Annotated in this window: 18 protein-coding genes and 1 pseudogene; 16 read left to right on the top strand and 3 right to left on the bottom strand. The window is 61.6% G+C overall.

Annotated features, from left to right (window positions below):
* The first annotated feature begins 59 nt into the window (after nt 1-59).
* From AC5RVV_RS09375 to AC5RVV_RS09335, 9 genes are all read left to right on the top strand, one after another.
* A complete protein-coding gene (locus AC5RVV_RS09375) occupies nt 60-614 on the top strand; it encodes a TRAP transporter small permease subunit (protein WP_494001047.1) in 555 nt (184 codons plus the stop codon).
* Nucleotides 607-2097 (top strand): TRAP transporter large permease, encoded by a 1491-nt coding sequence (locus AC5RVV_RS09370; RefSeq protein WP_494001046.1) that lies wholly within the window; start codon nt 607-609, stop codon nt 2095-2097. Before AC5RVV_RS09375 ends, AC5RVV_RS09370 begins: the two co-directional genes overlap by 8 nt.
* 193 nt (nt 2098-2290) lie before the next feature.
* Nucleotides 2291-3061 (top strand): HpcH/HpaI aldolase family protein, encoded by a 771-nt coding sequence (locus AC5RVV_RS09365; protein ID WP_494001045.1) that lies wholly within the window; start codon nt 2291-2293, stop codon nt 3059-3061.
* 17 nt (nt 3062-3078) lie between these two features.
* Nucleotides 3079-4356: a cytochrome P450 gene (locus tag AC5RVV_RS09360; RefSeq protein ID WP_494001044.1), complete on the top strand. Its 1278-nt coding sequence runs from the start codon at nt 3079-3081 to the stop codon at nt 4354-4356.
* A complete protein-coding gene (locus AC5RVV_RS09355; RefSeq protein ID WP_494001043.1) occupies nt 4353-5234 on the top strand; it encodes an SDR family NAD(P)-dependent oxidoreductase in 882 nt (293 codons plus the stop codon). The genes AC5RVV_RS09360 and AC5RVV_RS09355 overlap by 4 nt, the downstream gene beginning before the upstream one ends.
* Entirely contained in the window at nt 5234-6214 is a 981-nt protein-coding gene (locus tag AC5RVV_RS09350) for an SMP-30/gluconolactonase/LRE family protein (protein ID WP_494001042.1), read from the top strand. The genes AC5RVV_RS09355 and AC5RVV_RS09350 overlap by 1 nt, the downstream gene beginning before the upstream one ends.
* 19 nt (nt 6215-6233) lie before the next feature.
* The gene (locus AC5RVV_RS09345) at nt 6234-7364 is read left to right on the top strand and encodes a zinc-dependent alcohol dehydrogenase (RefSeq protein WP_494001041.1); all 1131 of its coding nucleotides are present in this window, start codon (nt 6234-6236) and stop codon (nt 7362-7364) included.
* Nucleotides 7361-7864 (top strand): HtaA domain-containing protein, encoded by a 504-nt coding sequence (locus tag AC5RVV_RS09340; protein WP_494001040.1) that lies wholly within the window; start codon nt 7361-7363, stop codon nt 7862-7864. Before AC5RVV_RS09345 ends, AC5RVV_RS09340 begins: the two co-directional genes overlap by 4 nt.
* Nucleotides 7865-7932: 68 nt before the next feature.
* Complete coding sequence (locus AC5RVV_RS09335; protein WP_494001039.1) at nt 7933-8184, top strand: hypothetical protein; 252 nt, start codon at nt 7933-7935, stop codon at nt 8182-8184.
* A gap of 953 nt (nt 8185-9137) precedes the next feature.
* Here the strand turns inward: AC5RVV_RS09335 and AC5RVV_RS09330 are convergent.
* The gene (locus tag AC5RVV_RS09330) at nt 9138-10667 is read right to left on the bottom strand and encodes an MFS transporter (RefSeq protein ID WP_494001038.1); all 1530 of its coding nucleotides are present in this window, start codon (nt 10665-10667) and stop codon (nt 9138-9140) included.
* Between the two features lie 195 nt (nt 10668-10862).
* Between AC5RVV_RS09330 and AC5RVV_RS09325 the strand changes: the two genes are divergently transcribed.
* Genes AC5RVV_RS09325 through AC5RVV_RS09315 form a run of 3 tightly spaced genes read left to right on the top strand, consistent with a single transcriptional unit; the run spans nt 10863 to nt 16093 of the window.
* Nucleotides 10863-12392, top strand: coding sequence for an aldehyde dehydrogenase family protein (locus tag AC5RVV_RS09325; RefSeq protein ID WP_494001037.1), 1530 nt, complete (start codon nt 10863-10865; stop codon nt 12390-12392).
* Entirely contained in the window at nt 12379-13998 is a 1620-nt protein-coding gene (locus tag AC5RVV_RS09320) for a phytoene desaturase family protein (RefSeq protein WP_494001036.1), read from the top strand. The genes AC5RVV_RS09325 and AC5RVV_RS09320 overlap by 14 nt, the downstream gene beginning before the upstream one ends.
* On the top strand, nt 13991-16093 hold the full coding sequence (locus AC5RVV_RS09315; RefSeq protein WP_494001035.1) for an acetate--CoA ligase family protein: 2103 nt from the start codon (nt 13991-13993) through the stop codon (nt 16091-16093). Before AC5RVV_RS09320 ends, AC5RVV_RS09315 begins: the two co-directional genes overlap by 8 nt.
* A 33-nt stretch (nt 16094-16126) precedes the next feature.
* On the opposite strand, the pseudogene AC5RVV_RS09310 reads toward AC5RVV_RS09315, so the two are convergent.
* A pseudogene (locus tag AC5RVV_RS09310) lies at nt 16127-16319 on the bottom strand (transposase); the annotation flags it as partial.
* Between the two features lie 188 nt (nt 16320-16507).
* Here AC5RVV_RS09310 and ppsA point away from each other — a divergent pair.
* The 4 genes from ppsA to AC5RVV_RS09290 all read left to right on the top strand — a co-directional run bounded on the left by ppsA (nt 16508) and on the right by AC5RVV_RS09290 (nt 20889).
* The gene (gene ppsA / locus AC5RVV_RS09305) at nt 16508-18916 is read left to right on the top strand and encodes a phosphoenolpyruvate synthase (RefSeq protein ID WP_494001034.1); all 2409 of its coding nucleotides are present in this window, start codon (nt 16508-16510) and stop codon (nt 18914-18916) included.
* Between the two features lie 9 nt (nt 18917-18925).
* Entirely contained in the window at nt 18926-19762 is an 837-nt protein-coding gene (locus tag AC5RVV_RS09300; RefSeq protein ID WP_494001319.1) for a pyruvate, water dikinase regulatory protein, read from the top strand.
* Nucleotides 19763-19844: 82 nt separating this feature from the next.
* The gene (locus tag AC5RVV_RS09295; RefSeq protein WP_494001033.1) at nt 19845-20102 is read left to right on the top strand and encodes an NUDIX hydrolase; all 258 of its coding nucleotides are present in this window, start codon (nt 19845-19847) and stop codon (nt 20100-20102) included.
* A 268-nt stretch (nt 20103-20370) separates the two neighbouring features.
* Nucleotides 20371-20889, top strand: a complete 519-nt coding sequence (locus AC5RVV_RS09290; protein ID WP_494001032.1) for a riboflavin kinase — start codon at nt 20371-20373, stop codon at nt 20887-20889.
* Between the two features lie 296 nt (nt 20890-21185).
* Here the strand turns inward: AC5RVV_RS09290 and AC5RVV_RS09285 are convergent, their stop codons facing one another.
* A complete protein-coding gene (locus AC5RVV_RS09285) occupies nt 21186-21650 on the bottom strand; it encodes a hypothetical protein (RefSeq protein ID WP_494001031.1) in 465 nt (154 codons plus the stop codon).
* Between the last annotated feature and the right edge of the window lie 514 nt (nt 21651-22164).

Here is a 22164-nt window from a genome sequence, read left to right as displayed (position 1 = left end):
AATCCTCGGTCAGGAGCCCCGAACTGATCAAACACAAAACCGATACGAAAGGTATCAACATGACCGAAAGCAGCGTCGCTGTCGGCGAACGTTCTGCGGCGCCGTGGCAGCCGCCGGCGTTCGTGCGGCTAATCGAACGGCTTTCCGGAGTCGCAGCGGTCATTGCGGGCATAGTGCTCGCCGTGATGGCGCTCCAGATCGCAGCCGATGTCACAGGCCGCTACCTCTTCAACCAGCCACTACCCGGAACCCTCGAGTGGGTGAGTAACTGGTGGATGCCGACGATCGCTCTCTTGGCGTTTGCAGGCACCGAGGTGGCTGGCGAACACATCAACGTAACTATTGTCTCCGACCGGATGCACGGGCTGCCGAGACGGATCATCGACTCGTTCACGTCCATTTCCCTCGCCGGCATGTCGATTTGGCTCGCGTTCCTGTGCGCCGACGCTGCCATGAATTCCACGGCGAAAGGCGAGACCGCGCGTGGAACCACTTGGCTTGAAGTCTGGCCCATCAAGTGGGTACTCGTAGTGGGATTCGTGCTTCTCGCGCTCGCTGGCCTAGCTCGGGCATACCGCGCTTGGCGTACTCCGGAAGGCACCACAAATGACTGAGCTCTCCTTAACCACGCCCGTAGCGACCAGGCCCGAGCCTGCGAAGGGCAAGACCCCATCCATGCTCGCTCTCGGCATTCTCGCCGCGGCGGTTGTAATCATCGGCCTGATGTTCTTTGCTGACCTGAGCCGAGTCACTATCGGATATCTCGTGATCCTGCTCATGCTTCTGATGCTTGCACTGCGCATCTACATCAGCGTCGCCATGATTATCGCGTCGAGCATCGGCCTGCTGGCCCTCGGTGGCACCCGCGTCCTTGAAGGGTCGTTGAAGGAGATCGCCTTCAGCTCGGTGGCCAGTTGGTCGCTCAGCGTTATCCCGCTATTCGTGCTCATGGGCATCGCCTTCTGGCGCGGCGGGCTTGCCACCAAGGCCTATGGCGCCGCTCATCAGTGGCTCGGCGGAATCCCGGGCGGATTGGCTGTCGCGACGAACTTCGCCGGCGCCGGCCTCGCCGCCGGCAGCGGCAGCACGATCGGTATCTCGTACGCACTCGGAAAGATGTCGCTGCCCGAGATGCTCAAAGCCGGGTATAGTCCGCGGCTGGCGACTGGTTCTGTCGCAATGGCGGGAACGCTCGGCGGGATCATTCCGCCCAGCGTGATGCTGGTGATCTTCGCCGGCATTGCGCAGACTCCGGTGGGCCCTCAGCTGCTCGCCGGTATCGTTCCCGGAGTGCTGCTCGCTATCGGCTACGGCGTGATGATCATCGTGCGATCAATGATCAATCCCTCGATCGCTCCCAAGGTTCAGCTCGAAGGCGTCACATGGGGCACGCGATTCCGGTCGTTCCTCGGCGTCATTCCCATCGCCTTTGTAGTGCTGGTCGTCATCGGCGGCCTGATGGCGGGTATCTTCACTGCGACGGAATCGGCCGCATTCGGAGCGATTGCCGCACTCTTGGTGAGTTGGCTTTCCTTCAAGAAGGGCAGCCGCGGCTGGAAGACGACCGCAAAGTTCGTCGGAAGCACAGTCCGCGAGAGCGTGATTTCGACCGGCAGTATCTTCCTGCTGCTGATCGGTGTCTCGGTGCTCACGCGTGTCATGGCTCTCAGCGGTGTAGCGCAGAGTCTGTCGGACCTCCTGATTAGCTGGGATCTGAGCCGCGTAAGCATGCTGCTCGTGCTGATCGTGCTTTACCTCATTCTCGGCATGTTCCTCGACCCCCTGTCGATGATGCTGCTGACGGTGCCGCTGCTTCAGGCCCCTCTCGAAGTTCTCGGCGTGGACATGCTGTGGTTTGGTGTGTTCCTCGTGATCCTCGCGGAAATCGCGATCGTGACGCCGCCTGTCGGAGTGCTCGGTTACATCGTGCATCGAATGGCGCAGAATCCCGAGGTCAACCTCGGGAAGAAGGTAACTCTGGGTGACGTCTTCATCGGCGTCTTGCCATTCATCGCAGTGAGTCTCGGGTTCCTGGTGCTGATGATTTTCTTCCCAGACATCATTAGCTGGCTCCCGAGCATCTCTGCTGCTCAGTAGGTCCAGGACCGGGGCCTGGTGGCGATTTCTACCATCAGGCCCCTTTCTGTTTGCACAGGCCTATGTTGACCAGAACACGCGGCTCGCGTAAAGTTAGCCACAGCAGACTTGGATTCTGCTATGTAGACGATCGCCCAGCGTGGTTCAGCCAATTTTGGACCTAAGGTCGCGTAGCGGATCGGAGAGGATCAGTATGAGGACCAGTCGCGTCGAAGCCCGCTCTCGCTTCATGGAGTTGATCTCTGACAAGACACAACCCATCGGGGCCTTTGTTACGTCCTCGGACCCGAACGTGACTTCATTGTTCGGCGCCGTCGGTTATGACTACGTCATCATTGACGCGGAGCACGGCATCCTCGGTCTGAGAGAGATCTTGGAGCACGTGCGGGCTGCTCAGAACAGCGGTCTAGTTCCGCTGGTGCGACTGCTGGAGGCGTCCCCGGCGCTGGTGCAGCAGGCCTTCGACTTGGGCGCCTCTGGGGTGATCATTCCGAAGGTAGAGAGCGCCGAGCAGCTCTCGGCCTTGGTTCGCGGCAGCCGCTATGAGTCTGGTGGTCGTGGGTTCTGCCCGAGTGTGCCCGCTGCCGATTGGTCGCGTCGCCACTGGGATGAATACTCTTCTCATGCAAATTCGAATGGTCTCGTCATTCCTCTTATTGAGACGCAGCGTGGGGTCGAGAACATCGCGGAAATCGCTGCCGTGGACGGCGTCGACTTCATATTCTTTGGACCTGCCGACCTGTCGCAGGACTTGGAGATCGACCTCGACGCTGACCGGGACCAACTCCGAGAGCACTGGAATGCCGTGCGCGATGCAGCTCACGCTGTAGGAAAGTACGTGGGTTGCTCCCTTAACTTTGGCCTCGAAGGCACCGATTTCGGTACGGGTGCTGGTGACCTGGGCTCGCTTCGGGGAGCGATAGAGCGTCAACTCAACGACCTACGCGCGCGGATGCGCGACTGAACAGGATGGATACCAGCATGAACACCACAACCAGCACGGATCTGTCGGAGTACGACAACCTAATTCTCGACCCGAACTGGTATGTCACCGCGGACTATCACGCGGCATTCAAGCAGATGCGTGACGAAGACCCGATTCGCAAGGTCAACGACGAAGCGTTCGGTAAGGACTACTGGCTCCTTACGCGCCACGAGCACCTGCGTGACCTGCTCATGGCCAACGATGACTTCAGCTCGCGCGTGGGCACGCGTGTGCCGCGCAGTCCGAAGCGCACGACGCCAGAAGAGCGTTACCAGTTGCACCAGATCGTTCAGATCTCGCACCTCGACGAGCCGCTTCACGGCGTGTACCGCCGCCCGATGAACAAGCACTTCAGCGCTCCAGCGGTTGGCCGTATGGGTCACGATATCGACAGCTTCGTTGATGAACTGCTCACCGAACTCGCTCCTAAGGGTTCCGCCGACCTCATCGAAGACATCGCGGCGGAGCTTCCCGTGCGAGTCGTCCTGCGTCTGCTCGGTGTTCCTGAAGAGGACTGGCCCATCCTCCGCGAAGCGGCCTGGCAGTTCCTTGCCGCAGCTGACCCTCGTTTCACGATTGACAATGACCCTGTGGCCACCTCGATTCATGGACGCGAGCGGCTGATTGAGTACTGCACTCAGCTCGCGCTTGAGCGCCGTAAGTCACCGAAGGACGACTTCGCCACACTGGTCGGCGAGGTCGAAGTCGACGGAGACAAGCTCAGCATCCATGAGATGGCAACGTGGTTCGTTTCTATCGTTAGCGGTGGCCTCGCAACGACACGAAACGCGATTGGCGTTGGCACGTGGCTGTTCATGGAGAACCCTGACCAGCGAAAGCTCCTTCTCGACAACCCGAAGCTCATCAAGCCCGCCACGGAAGAGATTCTCCGCTGGAACGCACCAGCCCGAAATCGGCTTCGTGTTGTCAATGAAGACATCGACTTCCACGGTACGCGGTTCCGCCAAGGCGACTGGGTCGTCGGAATCATTCCCTCTGCTAACTGGGACGAGCGCGTCTTCGAGAGCCCCGAGAGGTTCGACATCACACGTGACCCGAACCCGCACCTGTCCCTCGGCGCCGGAGTTCACATGTGCCTGGGCCGCGCTCTCGTCCGTCTGGAGATGGCGGCACTGCTGCCCAAGCTGCTCCGCGCATTCCCCGACCTGCACACGAAGGAAGAGACGCCGCGCTGGATCCCTGACGCAGCCGCAGGTGGGTTCAGCGCCATGCAGGTGGAGTTCACGCCGACCGAATACCGTCCCGAATCATGAGCGATAAGACAGGCTGCCATGCGCTGACTGTCGACGGATCCGTCTTGGTGATCACCGGGGCGGGCGGAGGAATCGGCGAGGCTATCGCCGTTTCCTTCGCCCGTCGCGGTGCTCGGGTTGTCGTGTCCGACATTGAACTGGATGCAGCGGAACGCGTCGCCGCTCACATCACGGAGGAGGGCGGCGCCGCCGTCGCAGTCCAGGCCGACGTCACGTCACTCGAATCCATCCAGGCTCTCGCCGACACGGCTTACGCGACATACGGGCAGGTCGACATCCTGTGCAACAACGCCGGCACAACCCTCCGTCCATTTCGGGCGATTTGGGAAGCATCCGCTCAGGACTTCGAATGGGCGATGCGGGTCAACTATTTCGGCGTGGTGAATGGCCTACTGGCATTCCTTCCCCGGATGCGCCTCCAGACTGGACGACGGCACATCGTCAACACCTCGTCCATGTCGTCGCTCGCCATGGTGCCTGGGCACGGAATGTACATCGCATCCAAGGCGGCGGTAGACGCACTCTCGGAGCTTTTGCGCGAAGAATTCGCCGATCATGGCGACGACATCGGGGTTACGGTGGTGCACCCGAGCAACGTCCGCACCCGCATTTCCACGGGCGAACGCCTGCGCACGCCCGAGGAACGATCCTCCGAACGCGAGGTCGTGGCGTACCCCTACAAACGCGTGCGACCCGTGAAGAACGCCCCTCTCCACCCAGCGGTAGTCGGTGAGATGGTGCTGGCGGCGGTTGAAACAGGTCTCGACTATTGCCTTACCCATAAAGGCGATCTGACCCATTTGCGGGAGCGGGCGGATGCGCAGGAGGCCAGCTTTAAGGCGGTATCTCAGAGCGCTCAAGAATTCGGAGAAGATTAGTGGCTGAGTATATAGCGAGAGAAATCGTATCCGGGCTCGGATTCCTGGAGGGCCCGCTCGCATTGAACGATGGGACCCTGCTGGTGACCGATGTGGCCTCCGGGTGGATCCACGCGGTCAACACGGAGACGGGTGCGGTGAAGGACGTCGCACGCGTGCCCGGCGGCCCGAGCGCTCTGGCGGTCGGGCCCGACGGTCTGATCTACATCTGCTCCGGAATCGCTATTGCCTTCATGAAGAACACGGAAGGCAAGAACGCGCCAGCGCCCCGCGGTACAGTGCCCGACAATGTCGGCACTCCCGGCATTTACACCATGGATGCGTCGGGTACGATCCGCGAATACCTCACCGAGGTGAACGGTCACCCCCTCGTCGCCCCCAACGACCTTGTCTTCGACGAACACGGTGGTTTCTACTTCACCGACCACGGCGCGACGCTTGCGCGGACTGCAGAACTTGGTGGCGTTTACTACGTCGCCGCCGATGGCACCGCGACCGAACTCATTCACGAGCCGCGCGTTTCTCAGCCGGTCACGAGCCCCAACGGGATTGCGCTGTCACCGGATGGAACGAAGCTCTACGTTGCCGAGACGCCGACAGGTCGCGTCTGGGAGTGGGCCATAACGGCTCCTGGCGTACTCGCCGCACCGGATGAAGCGGTGCCGGGGACGGGAGCACGTCTCCTCAACGCCCAAGCGGGCTACCACCTCTTCGACTCGATGGCGGTCGACGGTGAGGGATACCTCGCGGTTGCCACATTGCGCCGCGGTGGCGTGACGATCATCAGTCCCGACGGCCGTGGCGAAGAGTTCATTGAGCCGCCGGTCGCCGACACCCGAGTGACGAACGTGTGCTTTGGTGGTCCGGATCTTCGCACGGCCTATGTGACGACTGCAGACCGCGGTGCTGTCTTTGCCTACGACTGGCCGCGGCCGGGTCTCGCTCTTCCCTTCACCGAACGCTGCACGTGGTCGGCCTAAGCTTAAGGATTCGTACGACATGAGTAACGAGACAGCCAGCACGGCTTTTGCCGCGGTCTACACCGCACCCCAGCAGATTGCGTACAGAAACTTCCCCCTGCCGACGATCGGCGACGATGACCTTCTCCTCGAAGTGATCATGTGCGGTGTGGATGGCTCTGAGGTTCACATGCTGAACGGGGAGTACGACTGGCTCAACGAGCGAGTTCCTGTGATTCTCGGCGACGAGATCATTGGACGCGTCGTCCAGATCGGGGCTGGCGCCGCTCGTACGCGCGGCCTTAGCCTCGGCGACCGCGTCGTTGTCGAGTCCCGGTGGCCCTGCGCTGGTTGCCGCTCGTGTGATCTTGGGCAGTACTATCTCTGCGAGAACCGCAAGCGCTACGACGGCTACGGCACTCTCTCCTGTGGTGAGCCGCCGCACCTCTGGGGCGGCTACAGCACGCACGTGTTTGTGCCGGCGAAAGCCCTCGTCTACAAGGTCCCCGAGACCCTCAGCAACGAAGCGGCATTGGTCGGATGCTCGGCTCTCGCCAACGGAATCCGATGGACTGAGGTGGGCGGTGTCGGTCCGGGCAAGCACCTTGCGGTCGTTGGCCCCGGGCCACAGGGGCTCGCGTGTGCGCTGGCAGCGATCGAAGCCGGCGCCCGAGTTACCTTACTCGGTACCGCCGACGACGCGGCGCGACTGAAGATGGGGACACGGCTCGGAGTCGACTCGGCCATCACCGTCTCTGACGACAATGAAGAAACGAAGCAACGGGTTCATGAGGCTGTGGGCGAGGTGGATATCGTCATCGATGCCGCCGGAGTCCCGTCTGCGAAGAACCTGGCTCTGGACTTAGTGCGCCCCATTGGTGTCGTCGTCAACGTCGCCGTCACCAATCCGTCCGCGCAACCGCTCGACTGGAACAAGGTTCGCCGGAAGGAGACCCTCCTCGTGAACCCGGTCTCGCATCCACACAAGGTGGGCGACGGCATGGACCTTGCGGTCGCTCTCGCGGCCAAGGGGTTCGACATTGGTTCGTGGGTGAGCCACCGTTTCCCACTGGCGAATGCTGCAGAAGCGCTCGCCGTGGCCGGTTACAAGACGGAGGAACGCCCGGTAAAAGTCGTCCTCGACATGCAGATGGAAGTGGTAGCAACGTGACAGAATCAAAGGCTGGCGCATCCGGCTACCTTGACTGGGGCGTTAAGGCGAGCCTGCGTGAGTACGTGAACGCTCTGGCCGACGGTACGTATGTGCCAGACGGCGGAGCCTCCATTCTCGATTCGGGGGAGTTTCGCTTTCCCCTCAATTTTGCGCGAAGCTTCGACCTCAACACCGAGGAGGGTTCGCTCGAATTCGGTGGGTCCATCGAGTTGGAAGCCCATCGGGGCATCATGAGAGTGCAGCTATGCGACCCGCGAGTCACCTTTGGTGTGGACGCCGTCACCCTTTCAGTCTCCAACCGGCTCGGCGGTGACTACCGGATCGACTTGGCGCAGGAGGCGCGGGCCAACACTTCTGCGGTGACTATCGATGGCAGCTCCTTCACCTGGGAGGGTGCGCTGAAATTGACGGCCGACGGTGCGGGCATGTTTGAGTTTCAGTATGCGCCGCAGACGGAGCTCGATCCCATCCGTCTGACCATGACCCTGGCGGACTGACCGCCACCTTGAGCGGAGAGTAGGCAATCATGCTGTTAGTGCTTTCACCCGACGGAACGTCTCTGCGCATGGATGACGCCCACAACTTCAAGCAGCTCAGTCTCTCTGCCCGGTCCGACGTCAAAGACGCGGCAGCGCTAAGCGACTGCCTCCACACAGATGACGGGCACATTTTCATCCCCGAGGCGAAACTGCGCCACCTCGCCGGGGACCTTGCTTCTGACCCCGAATGGCAGCAGCAGTTCGAGGGCATGGTGAGCTATGCCACGCAGAAGGGCTGGACGGATGAGTCCGGTGCCGTTCGCGTGCACGTAAGATAACGGCCGCTCCGTGGTGCACGGTTCGGGCCAAGACTAAGCGGCAGTGACCGATGAGCTTTTCGACCCCCGCCCATTTTAAACTCGTCATAGCCCCCACCAATGGGGGTGGAGAGCCTGAGTTCCGAGACGGTGCGCTCGTCAAGTTTTGAGACAATCCATCGTTGATTCCGATTACGCGGCCAGAGGTTCTGGATCGCGGGTTTGATGGGCGGCGAGGGCAGCGGCCGGCGCGGAGGGTGGCGATTCCGTCGGTCAGGCCGGCGAGGTTGCCGTTGTTGGCGGTGCGGCGGCGGTGCTCCTCGTTGAGTGCGCGGATCGCGGGCTCTCGATAGAGGGTGGTGCGGCCGAGGCCGGTTAGAGGGGCAACGGCAGTGAAGGTCACGGCGTTTCCGTTCCGGCGGAGATTGCCGCATACCCGCTCGACGCGGTTCAGGGAGTTCGTATCGGTCATCCTGTTTTTCAAGTTGTCGAGCCGGACGATGAGCTGCTTGGTCTTTAGGCTTCTGCGACCCATCATCGTCGCTCGGCGTCGTGGGCGAGGGCTTCGGCATCAACCCGCTGGGCGGCCAGGACCGGTGAGTTCGGCGTTGCGGGGAGTTGCTCGACACGGCTGTCGCATCCGGGTGCGCCGACCTGCAGGCGCACATCACCTACGCCCCGACCGTCACCGAGCGGGCTGACGGCGACCGCGGCTACTGGTGTTTCATGCCACACAACCCGGGGCAGCCGATTACGGAGGCGCTCCTCGCTTGGATAAGATTTCGGCGCGCGGCATCGTGATGACGAGGCGCTCGAGGCAAACAGGGGCACATAGGGTGGCAGCTGTGCAGGAATTTGGTCATCGGGAGGCTGGTGCCACTCCGGAGGTGCCCAGTCCTCGATCTCGTCAGGAACTTCCGGTTCGGGCATTCAGGGAAGAAGGACATGCGCCCACAGTGGCGATAGCGCTCCATTCAGACAGAAGGCCAACCAGTCTCGTGTTTCGTCACGGGCAACTCGGGGCGGCCGACCATCGGAGTCCCTCCTCGCGCATGAACATCAGTTGTGAGAGCGGGGTGAAGTTCATGCGGGTCTCTCCTGGACGGTATGAAGCAGCCCACAACCAGCGTTATGACCGCGCCCCCCGCGCCCAGTATGAGGGCAATGTCAAACCCTGCCGAGGTGGGAATCGGGACTCCGTTGTACGTGGATGTGTATGCCGCGAGCACGGCCCCGATAGCCGCACCGGCGCTTGAGGTCCCGATGGACCGGAACAGTGTGTTCAAGCCGTTGGAGGCCCCGGTTTCGCTCTGAGGTACGGAGCGCATGATCAGCATCGGCATAGAGCCGTAGCCGAACCCGATTCCCACGCCGATGATCAAATTCGTAACGACCAGGTGCCATACCTCGGATGCGAAGAACAAGGCCCACGTGAATGCCACGATGAGAGCAATTGCCCCGATAATCAGAAGGAGCTTAGGACCGAATTTGCCAGCAATGCGTCCCGCAACGGGGGAGAGGACCATCATGACCAGGCCGGACGGCATGACGACGAGACTCGCCTCTAGGAGCGAGAGCCCGTAGCCAGGTCCGGACCCCGCCGGGAGTTCGAGCATTTGCGGAAAGATGACGTGTGATGAGAAGAGCGCGAAGCCCATGGTGATCGAGGCAAGGTTTGTCAACAAAACCGGGCGTCTTTTTGCGACGCGCAGGTTGACTAGCGGGGCGGAACTGCGGAGTTCGAACCACACCCATAGGACCATGACACCGAGGCCGCCTAGGCCGAGCGCGATGGTGGGCGATGAAGTCCATCCCCACTCGTTTCCTTGAGAGATTACCAAAAGGAGACAGACGAGCGCGATCGTCAGGCCGACCGCACCGATGTAATCGAACTTGCCACCGGTCCGCAGCGTGCTCGCCGGCACTACGCATGCAGTGAGTATGAAGACGAGTGCTCCCAGACCGCCCGACATCCAAAACAAAAAGTGCCAGTCGCTGGTCTGAGTGATGATGGCACTGACGGGCAGGCCGGTGGCTGAACCGACGCCGAGCGTCGCGCTCATGAGGGCGACCGCCGAATCAACTCGGTCGGGGTGGAGGACATCTCGCAGGATTGAGATCGCAAGAGGGATGACGCCAGTCATCGCGCCTTGAAGCGCGCGACCGACGATAACGCCAATGATGCCTGAAGAGAGTGCAGCAATTATCGAGCCTGCGACCATTACCCCAAGAAGCACCAACACGACTCGGCGCTTTCCATACATGTCGCCGAGTCGACCCGCGATGGGCGTGATTACTGTGGCGGCGAGGAGAGTCGCGGTCAACACCCACGCGGTGTCTGCGCGGCTGGCACCCAGTAGCTCTGGGAGCTTGGCCTGTATAGGAACCACCAGCGTGAACATGAACGACGCGCACACTCCGGCTGTGGCGAGCACTGTCACTACCGCCCACTGCGGTGTCGCCCGGGTTAGCCGCTTCCGTCTCGCATCGTCCGATGGCATCATGTCTGCAGGCTATCTCGCGTAGTCTGTTTAACGGAACTGCATTCTCCTCAACCGAATACGACGGCAGCTATTGCGAAGTTCCACGCTCCAGAATTTGTAGCTTGCACTTTGCTTGACCGGCCATCTCCAGCCATGTATTCTGTTCTCGACTATGGGCTATGATTCTAACTGAAAGAACACCGGATAGAGGAGTGGATGATCGTGACATCCCCAGTGCAAACAGATCCCGGGACGGATCAGATCGTCGTGGCTCCGCTGCTTCAGCGAGACTGGTCCCACTTCATCGGCAATGAGTTCGACCGCGAGACCAAGGGTGCGCGCGTATCGGTCACGAGTCCCGCGACGCAGGAGGTCATCGGAACGATTGTGGACGGCACCCTCGAGGATGTCGACCGAGCCGTATCAGTCGCCGTGTCAGCCCAGAAGCAGTGGGCGCGTCTGGGAAATCGTCAGCGGGCTAACCTCATGCTCAAGGTCGCAGAGCTGATCGAGGAGCACGCCGAAGAACTCGCGCTCCTGGATTCGATCGACAACGGTAGTCCTCTGACGATGATGCGGGGGGACGTCGACCTCGCGTTGCGACAGCTGCGCTACATGGCCGGACTCTCACTGGAACTCCGCGGCGAAACTATCCCCACCGATAACTTCGACAGCGTCGATTTCACCCAACACCAGCCGTATGGAGTGGTGGGCCGAATCATCCCGTTCAACCACCCCCTCATGTTCGCGATCACAAAGACAGTGGTTCCGCTCATCACGGGTAACACGGTCGTTCTCAAGCCGTCGATGGAGACGTCCCTCTCCGCACTCCGTTTCGCCGAAATTGCCGCTGGCGTACTGCCTCCGGGAGTACTCAACGTTGTGACGGGCCGGGGATCAGTGGTCGGTAACCATCTTGTCGCGCATCCGCAGGTACCTCGTATTGCGTTTATCGGCAGCGTCGGTGTGGGTCTCGAAATTCAGCGCACGGCGGCGACTGACACCGTCAAGGTCGTCACGCTTGAACTGGGCGGCAAGAACCCGCTCATCGTCTTCGGAGACGCGGATGTTGACGCCGCGGTAAGCGGCGCTGTTCGCGGGATGAACTTCACCTGGCAAGGCCAGTCGTGCGGTTCGACGTCTCGAATCTACGTTCACCGCAGTATCTGGACAGAATTCATTGGACGTATGGGGGAGCGTCTCGACGAGCTTGTCGTTGGTGACCCACTTGATCCGAACACTGACGTGGGCGCAATAGTTTCGCAGCGGCAGTTCGACACTGTGAACACGTACCTCGAAGAAGGACTGGCAGATCGCTCTGCGCGTCTCGTCAGCGGCGGGTCCCCTGTAGACGGACCGTCCGGCTGCTTCATGCGCCCCACTCTCTTCGCTTACGACAACGGCACAGACGGATCGCGTCTGGTCAATGAAGAGATCTTCGGGCCGATCGTCGTCGCAATACCCTTCGACACATACGACGAAGTAATAACTGAGGCGAACCGACTAGACGTCGGACTCACCGCCAGTGTCTGGACGCGCGACCTTGGCATTGCCATGAGCGCATCGCGCGACCTCGAGGCCGGATATGTCTGGGTCAACGAGAGTTCGATGCACATTCCCGGTGCGTCATACGGGGGCCAGAAGAACAGCGGCATCGGCCGAGAAGAAGGGCTGGAGGAGTACTACTCCTTCACACAGCAGAAAAACGTCTACATCAACTTCAGCGAAAGCGGTGATCGAAATTAGTGAAACATTCGATGGAATCATTATCGGTTCTGGCCATCACGGCCTCATCCTCGGGTCATATCTCGCAAAGCAGGGACTGAAGGTCGCTGTCCTTGAGCGTCGGATGATGTACGGCGGCGGTCTGAGCACAATTCAGCCCGGCCCTCCCGGCTTTTATCAAAACCCGCATTCAATCAACCACTTCCACATCACCGAGACCCCTTGGTACAAGGACCTCGGGCTGAGTGCCAAAGTCCAGTACGTAACCCCTCGTTACGACTTTGCACAGCCCCACGCGGACGGAACAGCCCTCGTGTTCTCACGCGACCTCGAGGAGACGGTGGCATCCATCGCGCGCTTCTCGAAGAAGGATGCACAGACTTTCCGCGAGTGGAACCGACGCGCCGACGCGATTTCCGAGGCTATCTTCCTCCCCGAGCGCTACTCCGAACCGATCCCCGAGGCCGAGCGGAACGAGCTGCTCTCGCAGAGTGCCATGGGCCGCGACTTCCAGACAATCCTGGACCACCAGCCCCTCAACCTCATCAACGAGCTCTTCGAGGACGAACGCGTCAAGCTCCTCCTCCTCTTCAAGCTGTCGATCTTCGGGACCGTCCTCTACGACGCACTGTCGGAGAAGAGCCCCGGCGGTCAGGCACTGCGTGGGTTCGACCTGAATGCTGGCTATCAAGTTGCCGTCGGCGGCAGTTGGAATCTTGCCCGCGGACTGATGGAGACTTTCATCGCTGCCGGCGGTACGTTCTATAACCACGCCGAGGTCGATCGCATCAACATAGAAGCGGGTAAGGCCACCGGTGTGACCCTCCACGATGGCAGGGTGCTGAATGGCAAATTCGTCGCCAGCACGATTGATGTCCCACAGACGTTCAATAACCTGGTTGGTACGGAACAGCTGCCACCGGACTATCAGGAGAAGGTCGCAAAGTTCAAGCAGACGGCCTGGACCCTTTTCGGCGTGCATCTGGCATTGAAGGAATCCCCGCAGTACATCGGGTCCGATTTCGACCCGAACATCAACCACTCACTCAAGTACAACGTGGGCGCTTCGTCGGTAGATGAGCTTTTCGAACTCCACAAGCAGGTCGCTCGCGGAGAAGTTCCTAATCCGATGTCGTTCGGAACCGGCCACATCACCCAATTCGACGCCCTTCAGGCTCCGAAGGGCAACGCGACCGCCTACGCGTGGCTCGCCATGCCGTTTGCGCCGGGCGGAGATTCCGCGAATGTGAACCACATGCAGGATGAGGTCACCCACAACGTGATGGAGAAGTGGCGCGAGTACGCTCCGAACCTTACGGACAAGAACGTTCTTCACACATACGTGCACACCGCGCATGACTACAGCCGTGACATCACGAACATGGTCAACGGTGACATCTTCATGGCCTCGTTCGCTGGCGACCAGTCGATGTACAACCACTTCGGCTACCGCACCCCGATCGAGGGCCTGTACATGGCTGGCTCCCCGACTCACCCGGGCGGTGCTATCTCGGGTGGCGCAGGCTACATCGCCTCGAAGATCATCACGGAAGACCTCGGCATGAAGCCGTGGTGGACGCCCGTTGATGCTAGGGCCGCTCTGCAGTCGATTCGCGAGAATGAGTGATCTGAGTATGCGTAAGCTCGGCCACATCGATCCCGAGAGAATCGCCCGCTTCATCAACCCTCGATCAGTCGCCGTCATTGGCGCTAGCGAGTCCTCCCCGAGGCACGCGGTTCATGCGCTCATGGAGAGCGGTCTCGAGGTTTACTTCGTGAACCCGAACCGCGACACCGTGTTTGGGCATAAGGCGTACAACTCGCTGGAGGCCATCGAAGGAGACATTGATGCGGTGCTCACACTCGTCAACGCGAAGGTTGCGGTCGAGGTGGTCGAGCAAGCAGCTAAGCGCGGAGTCGGCGGCGTGGCAATCAACGCCGCCGGCTTCGCGGAGGTCGGCGGCGCAGGCGTGGAGCTTCAGGAGCGGCTCGTAGCCGCTGCAGGCGACATGCCCGTGCTGGGACCGAACTGTAATGGCTTCGTCACGGTCCCCTCTGGCGCCTTCCTCGCCGGTGCGCCCAAGCTTCCGCTCAAGCCGGGCGGCGTCGGGATGATTACTCACAGTGGTGGGTTCATCACCGACGTGGCGGTGTCATCCGTAGATCGTCTCGTGGGTTTCTCGTCCCTCATCTCGACAGGCAACGAGGCGTTGACTGACATGGTCGACTACCTCAACTATCTGGTCGATGACACCGCCACAAAGGTGATAACGCTGGTCATCGAGAGCATCAAGCGACCGGAGGCGTTCTTTGCCGCGATCGCTCGGGCTCGCGCTGCCGGCAAGCCGGTCATCGCCCTGAAACTCGGACGAAGCGAGCGTGGCCGCGAGGTCGCCAAGTCACACACGGGCTCGATCCTTGGCGACGGCTGGGTCTACGATGCCGCGTTCAAGCAGCACGGCATCATCGCCGCGCGTGACCTGGATGACCTCATCGACCGGGCGATGCTCTTCGACCAGCTACCCGTGGACCGCTGGTCAGCCGCGGCACGCACGGCTGTGTTGACGGTGTCGGGCGGCTCAGCGTCTCTCGCGAGTGACATAGCCGAGGCAGAAGGCATGGCATTGGAAGCCATGGATTCGCTAACGGAATCAGTGACCACTCTTCTTCCGGGCGCTGGCACCATGAACCCGATCGACTTGACCGGGTTCGTGATGGGTAAGCCAGACTTGATCCGCTCGATTGTAGATCAGTACATCGAGTCACCGGATGTCGACGCAATCGTCGCCCTGTGGACTTTGGGTGTCGAGAGCGAGGGATTCGCGAAATCGTTCACGCAACCCTTCGCTAACGCGGCTGCCGCGACTAACAAGCCGATCGTTCTCTCCGCTGTCGCGGCTGCCCGCGTTAGCCCGTGGGCGCAGAACCTGCGTGACGGCGCATTGGCTGTCGGCCACGGCATCCGGGGCACGATGCGCGGGCTGTCGGCGATGGCAGCGTTCGCCCAGTTTGACGGTTCACCCCTTGGCGATGAGCAGCGCGCTGCCAAGGTGGAGCGCCCGACTGACCTACTTGAGACGAGTGAGGGTATGCTTGTCCGTTTCGGCGAGGCGATGCGGATCTTCGAGAAGGCGGGCATCCCGGTTTCTCCGTTCGTGGTTGTCGGCGAGAGTGATGATCCCGCGTCGGTGCAGTTGCCGTTTGATGGGCCGTTCGTAGTGAAAATTGCGGACTGCCCGCACCGTTCTGACATCGGTGGCGTGCGTGTGGGTGTCCAGGCCGGTGACGTCGCGACGGTCGTGCAGGAGCTGCGCAGTATTGCTGAGGAGCACTCCTACCCGCTCGATATCGCCATTCAGCCGCTCGTGAAGGGCGACGGTGAGCTGTTCATCGGCGGTAAGGCTGACGGTGAACTCGGGCCGATGGTCGTCGCTGGCCTCGGCGGGATCTACGTCGAAGCGCTTGGCGCCGTGAGTGGGCGAGTTGCTCCCATCTCGTCGAGCGACGCGGATGCGCTACTCACCGAAATCGACCGTCTCGGCAACTTCGCGGGCAACCGCGGGCAGCGGCCCTGGGACCGCGAGAGCGCCACGCAGGCGGTGCTGGCCGCTTCGCGGCTCGTCGACGGGGCCCGCGATTGGATGCAGTCTCTCGACATCAACCCGCTGCTGAACACGGAGCAGGGCTTTACCGCGGTCGACGCCCTCATCTACCTGCGGTAAAAAGCAACAAAGTGTGAAGGCGGACCTCATGAAGTTTTTGATGATTTTGCGCAGCTGGTAGTTCAGCGATTCGATCGCCTTGGTGGTGTAGACGATCCGGCGAAGCACCGGAGGAAAGGCCAGGAAAGGGATGAAACTTTTCCCAGCTGTTACGCCAGGAGGCAACCGTGGCCGGAAATTTCGTTCCCAGGGGCGAGATCTCGAAGTCATTGAGCGCTGCTTCGGCTGTTCGGGCAGCCACTTCGTCTCTTCAGGCCGGTCGGTGAGGCAGAAGTACGCTACGGGAGCCGCCCTTCATGCTTTGTTGCGTGCATCACGATTGGTTGCCTCCGCAGGGCCACATTGTACCGCCTTGAGCATCAACACGTTTTGTCCACCGCGCTTTTATGAGCGTGCCCCACAAGGAGCACCAATATGACCGACGTTCTTTGGATTTCCGAACTTGGCCTGAACGACCTTGACCGGGTCGGGGGCAAAAACGCCTCGCTTGGCGAGATGATCCGCAGCCTGAGCGCGGCCGGGGTCAGGGTCCCGGACGGTTTTGCCACTACGGCAGACGCCTACTGGCGCTTTCTGCGAGAGTCCGGCCTTGACAGGCGTATCGCGGGGATTCTCGAGGGCCTGGACAGCGACGACGTAGCCGACCTTACCGCAGCCGGAGCGCAGATCCGGGACCTGATCGGCCAGACCCCGTTCCCGGCCGGTTTCGAGAAGCAGATCCGCACCGCCTACGCCACCCTGGTGGATAAGCACGGTGGGGATGCCGAGGCTTCCTGGGCGGTGCGCTCCAGCGCCACGGCCGAGGACCTGCCTGACGCCTCCTTTGCCGGCCAGCAGGAGACCTTCCTGAACATCCGGGGCGTGGAGAACGTCCTGCGCGCGATCAAGGACGTCTTTGCCTCGCTCTACAACGATCGGGCCATCGCCTACCGGGTTCACCACGGCTTCACTCACTCCGAGGTCGCCCTTTCGGCCGGTATCCAGCGCATGGTCCGCTCCGACCTCGGCGCCTCCGGCGTCATGTTCACGATGGACACCGAGTCAGGGTTTACCGACGCGGTATTCATCACCTCCTCCTACGGCCTGGGGGAATCGGTGGTCCAGGGCGCGGTGAATCCGGACGAGTTCTACGTTCACAAGCCTGCCCTGGCCGCGGGCCGTCCAGCGATCCTGAAGCGCGGGCTTGGCGAAAAGGCTGTGCAGATGACCTACACCGAGTCCCGGGAGGTCGGCCGGACCGTCGATTTCGTTCCCGTGCCCCCGGCGCAGCGCCGCCGCTTCAGCCTTACGGACGAGGAAGTCCAAAAGTTGGCCCGGCAGGCGGTGGCGATCGAGACACACTACGGCCGGCCCATGGACATCGAATGGGGCAAGGACGGGGTGGACGGGGAACTATACATCCTGCAGGCCCGGCCCGAGACCGTCGAGTCCCGCAAGGCCACCGGCACTATCTCCCGCTACACGCTCAACGAGCGCTCGGCGGTCCTGGCCGAGGGCCGGGCCATCGGCCAGCGCATCGGCGCCGGCCAGGTGCGCGTGCTGACCTCGATCGATCAGATGGCCTCGTTCCAGCCCGGCGACGTCCTAGTGGCCAACATGACGGACCCGGACTGGGAACCGATCATGAAGAAAGCCGCTGCCATCGTCACCGACCGTGGCGGGCGTACCTGCCACGCGGCCATCATCGCGCGGGAACTGGGCGTCCCTGCCTTAGTTGGCACCGGGAACGCCTCGAAGGTTCTGGTCGATGGTGCGCCCGTGACCGTCTCCTGCGCCGAGGGCGAGTCCGGCTTCGTCTACGAGGGGCTGCTCGATTACTCACTGCAGGAGACCAGCCTGGAGACGATGCCGCCGGCACCGGTGAAGATCATGATGAACGTCGGCACCCCCGAACAGGCCTTCAGCTTTTCCCGGCTCCCGCACAGCGGTGTCGGGCTGGCCCGCCTGGAATTCATCATCAACCGTCAGATCGGCATCCACCCCAACGCCTTGCTGGCCGTGGCCGGCGAGATCGAGCGCCCGGCCACGCTCTCGGATGGCACCGTGGAGGAAATCCGGGAAATAATCGCCGCCTATGACGGTCCGCGGGACTACTACGTGAGGCGCCTGGCCGAGGGCATCGCCACCATCGCGGCGGCGTTCGCCCCGGAACCGGTGATCATCCGGCTCTCGGATTTCAAGTCCAACGAGTACGCCAACCTGCTCGGCGGCCCCGCCTTCGAGCCGGCCGAAGAGAACCCAATGATCGGCTACCGGGGCGCCTCCCGGTATCTCTCGGACTCGTTCCGGCAGGCCTTCGAGCTCGAGTGCGAGGCACTGAAGTTCGCCCGCAGCAAGATGGGCCTGACCAACATCAAGCTCATGGTCCCCTTCGTGCGCACCTTGGACGAGGCGCGTGGCGTGACCGAACTGCTCGCCGCCAACGGGCTGAGCCGCGGCGAGGACAACTTGGAAATCGTCATGATGTGCGAGGTGCCCTCCAACGCCCTGCTGGCCGATGAGTTTTTGGAGTACTTCGACGGCTTCTCCATCGGATCCAACGACCTGACCCAGCTCACCCTCGGCCTGGACCGGGACTCGGCGCTGGTCGCTGGGGCGTTTGACGAACGCAACCCGGCGGTCACCAAGCTCTTGGAAATGGCCATTGCAGCCTGCCGCGCCCGCGGGAAGTACGTGGGCATCTGCGGCCAGGGACCCAGCGACCACCCGGACTTCGCCGAATGGCTGCTGCAGCAGGGCATCAGCTCGATCTCACTCAACCCCGACGCCGTGACTGACACCTGGCTGCGCCTCGCGAAGGCCTGCAACCGCTCCGCGGTCTGAGTGGCCGACATGCAGAGGCAGGGCATCGCGGGAGCCGGACAGCACCCCGCCCCCGCAGTGTTCTTCCTATCGGACAGCACCGGCATCACCGCAGAGACGCTGGGCAACACCCTGCTGACCCAGTTTCCCGGCCGGCGGTTCGAACGCCGCACCATTCCCTTCATCGCCTCCGTTGGGGAAGCGGAAAACGTGGTGAAGGCTATCGACGCCGTCGCCGCGGCTGACAGGCGGCCGATCGTCTTCTCCACGGTAGTTAATCCGGAGATCCGGGCGCTTCTCTCGCAGAGCAGCGGGCATTTCATTGACCTGCTCGGCACCCACATCGCCCAGCTGGAGGACGCCCTGCAGACCAGGGCCAGCGCGGAACCTGGCAAGGCCCACGGACTTGGTGACGCCATCCGCTACCAGTCCCGCATGACCGCCGTCGAGTACGCCATCGAGCATGACGACGGGCAGTCCATCCGCGCCCTGGAGCGGGCGGAGCTGATCTTGATCGCCCCCTCGCGGTGCGGTAAAACTCCGACGACAATGTATCTGGCCCTGCAGCACGGCATCCTGGCCGCCAACTTCCCGCTGATCGACGAGGACTTCACCAGCCGGGCCCTGCCGGAACCGCTGCGCCCCTTCGCCCGCAAATGCTTCGGGCTGACCTCCCTGCCGGTGCGGCTGAGCCAGATCCGCCAGGAGCGCCGGCCGGACAGCACCTACTCCTCGTTGTCCCAGTGCAGTTGGGAACTGCGAAACGCCGAGGACCTATACGCGGTCAACCGAATCCCGTTCGTGAACTCGGCATCCATGTCAGTGGAGGAAATCTCCGCCACCATCCTTCAAAGGATGAAACTGTAATCAATGATCCCGACTCGGGAGCTGCCTAGTGCCCACAGCGGCACCGCCCCGGAACGTCGGAGCAGACTTTAAGGACAGGAAAATGAGCACGATCAATGCTTCCCCTGGCATCAGGGTTACCTCTGACACGCCATATAACATCCCTTTCGGCCGCATCACCATCGCTGCCGTCGTCGAATGGCGGGGGAGGATTGCCTTGTTTAGAAGAAGGCGCAGCTCTGGCCACGACAGCGGCCGTTGGCACTGCATTACCGGTTATGTGGAAGCCGGGGCAACGCCCGAACAGCAGACTCTTGAAGAGCTGTATGAAAAACGGGGCTGCAGGCCAAAGACCTTTTAGCCCTCCGGCAAGGACCGGACCTGGTGATCCCCGACGGCTCGGGAACTCCCTGGCTCATTCACACTTTCACTGCCCTGACATCCCGCCGGAGATTGAAAACCAACTGGGAACACGACTCCTATCGGTGGGCCGCCCCGCACAAGGCGAAGCGATTCACTAATCGCGTTATCTGGCTGGACAACGTGCTCCACGCGACCGGCCATTGCCCCTGACCTTCCCGCCACTCCAACCTTGGGCGGGCACCACAACCGTCACAGCAGCTAAACCAGTGAGCGAGTCAGTGGAAGCCATGGGCAAAGGCGACGCCAGTCGTGAACAGCAGGTCGCCAGCGCCGGGGCTCAAGCCAGCGACACAGTACGACTAGAAGGCGTGGTGGAGCATGGCGACGCCCGCGGGCGCGAGCTGGGTTACCCTACGGCCAACATCTCCGTGCCAGACGGGGAAATTCGGGACGGTGTCTGGGCGGGCACCGTCCACCTTTGGCCTCAAGGGGCTGGCAAGTCCTATGCTGCCGCAGTCTCGGTGGGGCGCCGCGCGACGTATTACCGCAAAGGGACCCGGCTTCTGGAAGCACACCTTCTGGATTACAGCGGGAACTTGTACCGCCGCACCGTTCTGGTGACCCTGCACGTTTACATACGTCCTCAACGCAGATTCCACGGAACCAAGGATCTTGTAACCCAGATCCGCGACGACGCGGCGTGCGTACGATCCTGGGCCGCCGGGTCGTCGCCCTTTTCAGCAACTCGTCAACAGACGGATCTCGGAATCGTGATTTCCCCGTAGATGAGGAGAAGTATGAGTCACAAGACCCTTGCCTTCGCCGAAAACTTCCCAGTTTTTGAGTGGGACCGCCCTGCTTCCAGATGACCGAATCTTGATCAGATAGCTCTCCGGCTACGTGCAGGAGGCGACCGTTGATCAAACTGCGGATGCCGGAGAGCTTCTCTGGGTACGGTATTCATAGTTGAACTCGCAAAGGATTCACGCGTTTGAAATATCCGGAATTACTTGCCAGCCGGTAGATTTTGAAGTACCTCGACTTGTCGCCTAAACCAGAGCGCGAGAGGCCCAGTTCAGCGCTACTTCTTGTCCATGCGGCGAAGTTGTGTTCCAAAGATCGCGAATACCGCTCCGACGCCTGCCACGAACGCACTCACACCATATGCGAGCACCGACGTCATTAGTGAGGTGCGGAGGGACGCGGCTGTCGCAAGCGATGCGCTCTGCTTCCGGAGTTCGCGCTCCTCCTCGCTATCCTTCTCAACGCTTCGCAAAGCGTCACTGATATCGGCGAATGTGCGTCCGCCCGCGCCACGCTCAGCGTTGTCCTTTATAACCAGAGCCTGCACGTATGCCGTCACCGGGTCCTGCACGCTCTTGCCGGGGAATGCAGGCGCATTTGCCGGCACTGCGATTCTCTCCTCTCGCAGTTGCTTCGTAACTAGTAACCAGGCAGCGGCGCCTCCAACTAGAAACGTCGCTCCCGCAATGTTTGCAATGCTCCCCACCCTGTGCAGGGCGGAGAATATGGGTTGCGTGCTCATACATGATCCTTTCGCAGCGGGGTGGGAAGCCGCTAATACACTCGAGCCTGCGAGCTTTCATTCGAATGGGCGCCGAACCGCACAGTGAAAGTTCGGAGCGACCTTCAGACTTCTTCTTGTAAGCCGTACACAATCGGTCCAGAGGCAACCCTAAAAACAGATTACTTGATCTTTTCTGACTCTCCGAGTACATGCCAGATGCGTGCATGGTGACTAGCCGTCGATCTTGTCCAGCGCTCTCAGGCTCAGTGATGCGTCCGCCGGCTTCGAAGACTTCACCACGGGCGGCTGTCCGCCCTGACGGATGCGCCGCGCACCAGAACCGAATTGTCCTATGGCCCGGATGTGAAGGCCGCCGAAGTCCATTACCGCGCCAACCCGCTTGAGCGCTGAGGCGAGACCCGGAGCCTCCATCGACGATCAAGGCGCGCGGGGCAGGAAACTGCTCCAGCAGCGCGGTCCAGACCGCGGCCTTCTCGGTATCGCACCACTGCCAGCCGATCACGTGCCCGCC

The sequence above is a fragment of the Arthrobacter sp. MDT2-34-1 genome (assembly GCF_059091365.1).
Note: the sequence above shows the minus strand (reverse complement) of the source record. Positions and strands in the feature narration are given on the sequence as shown.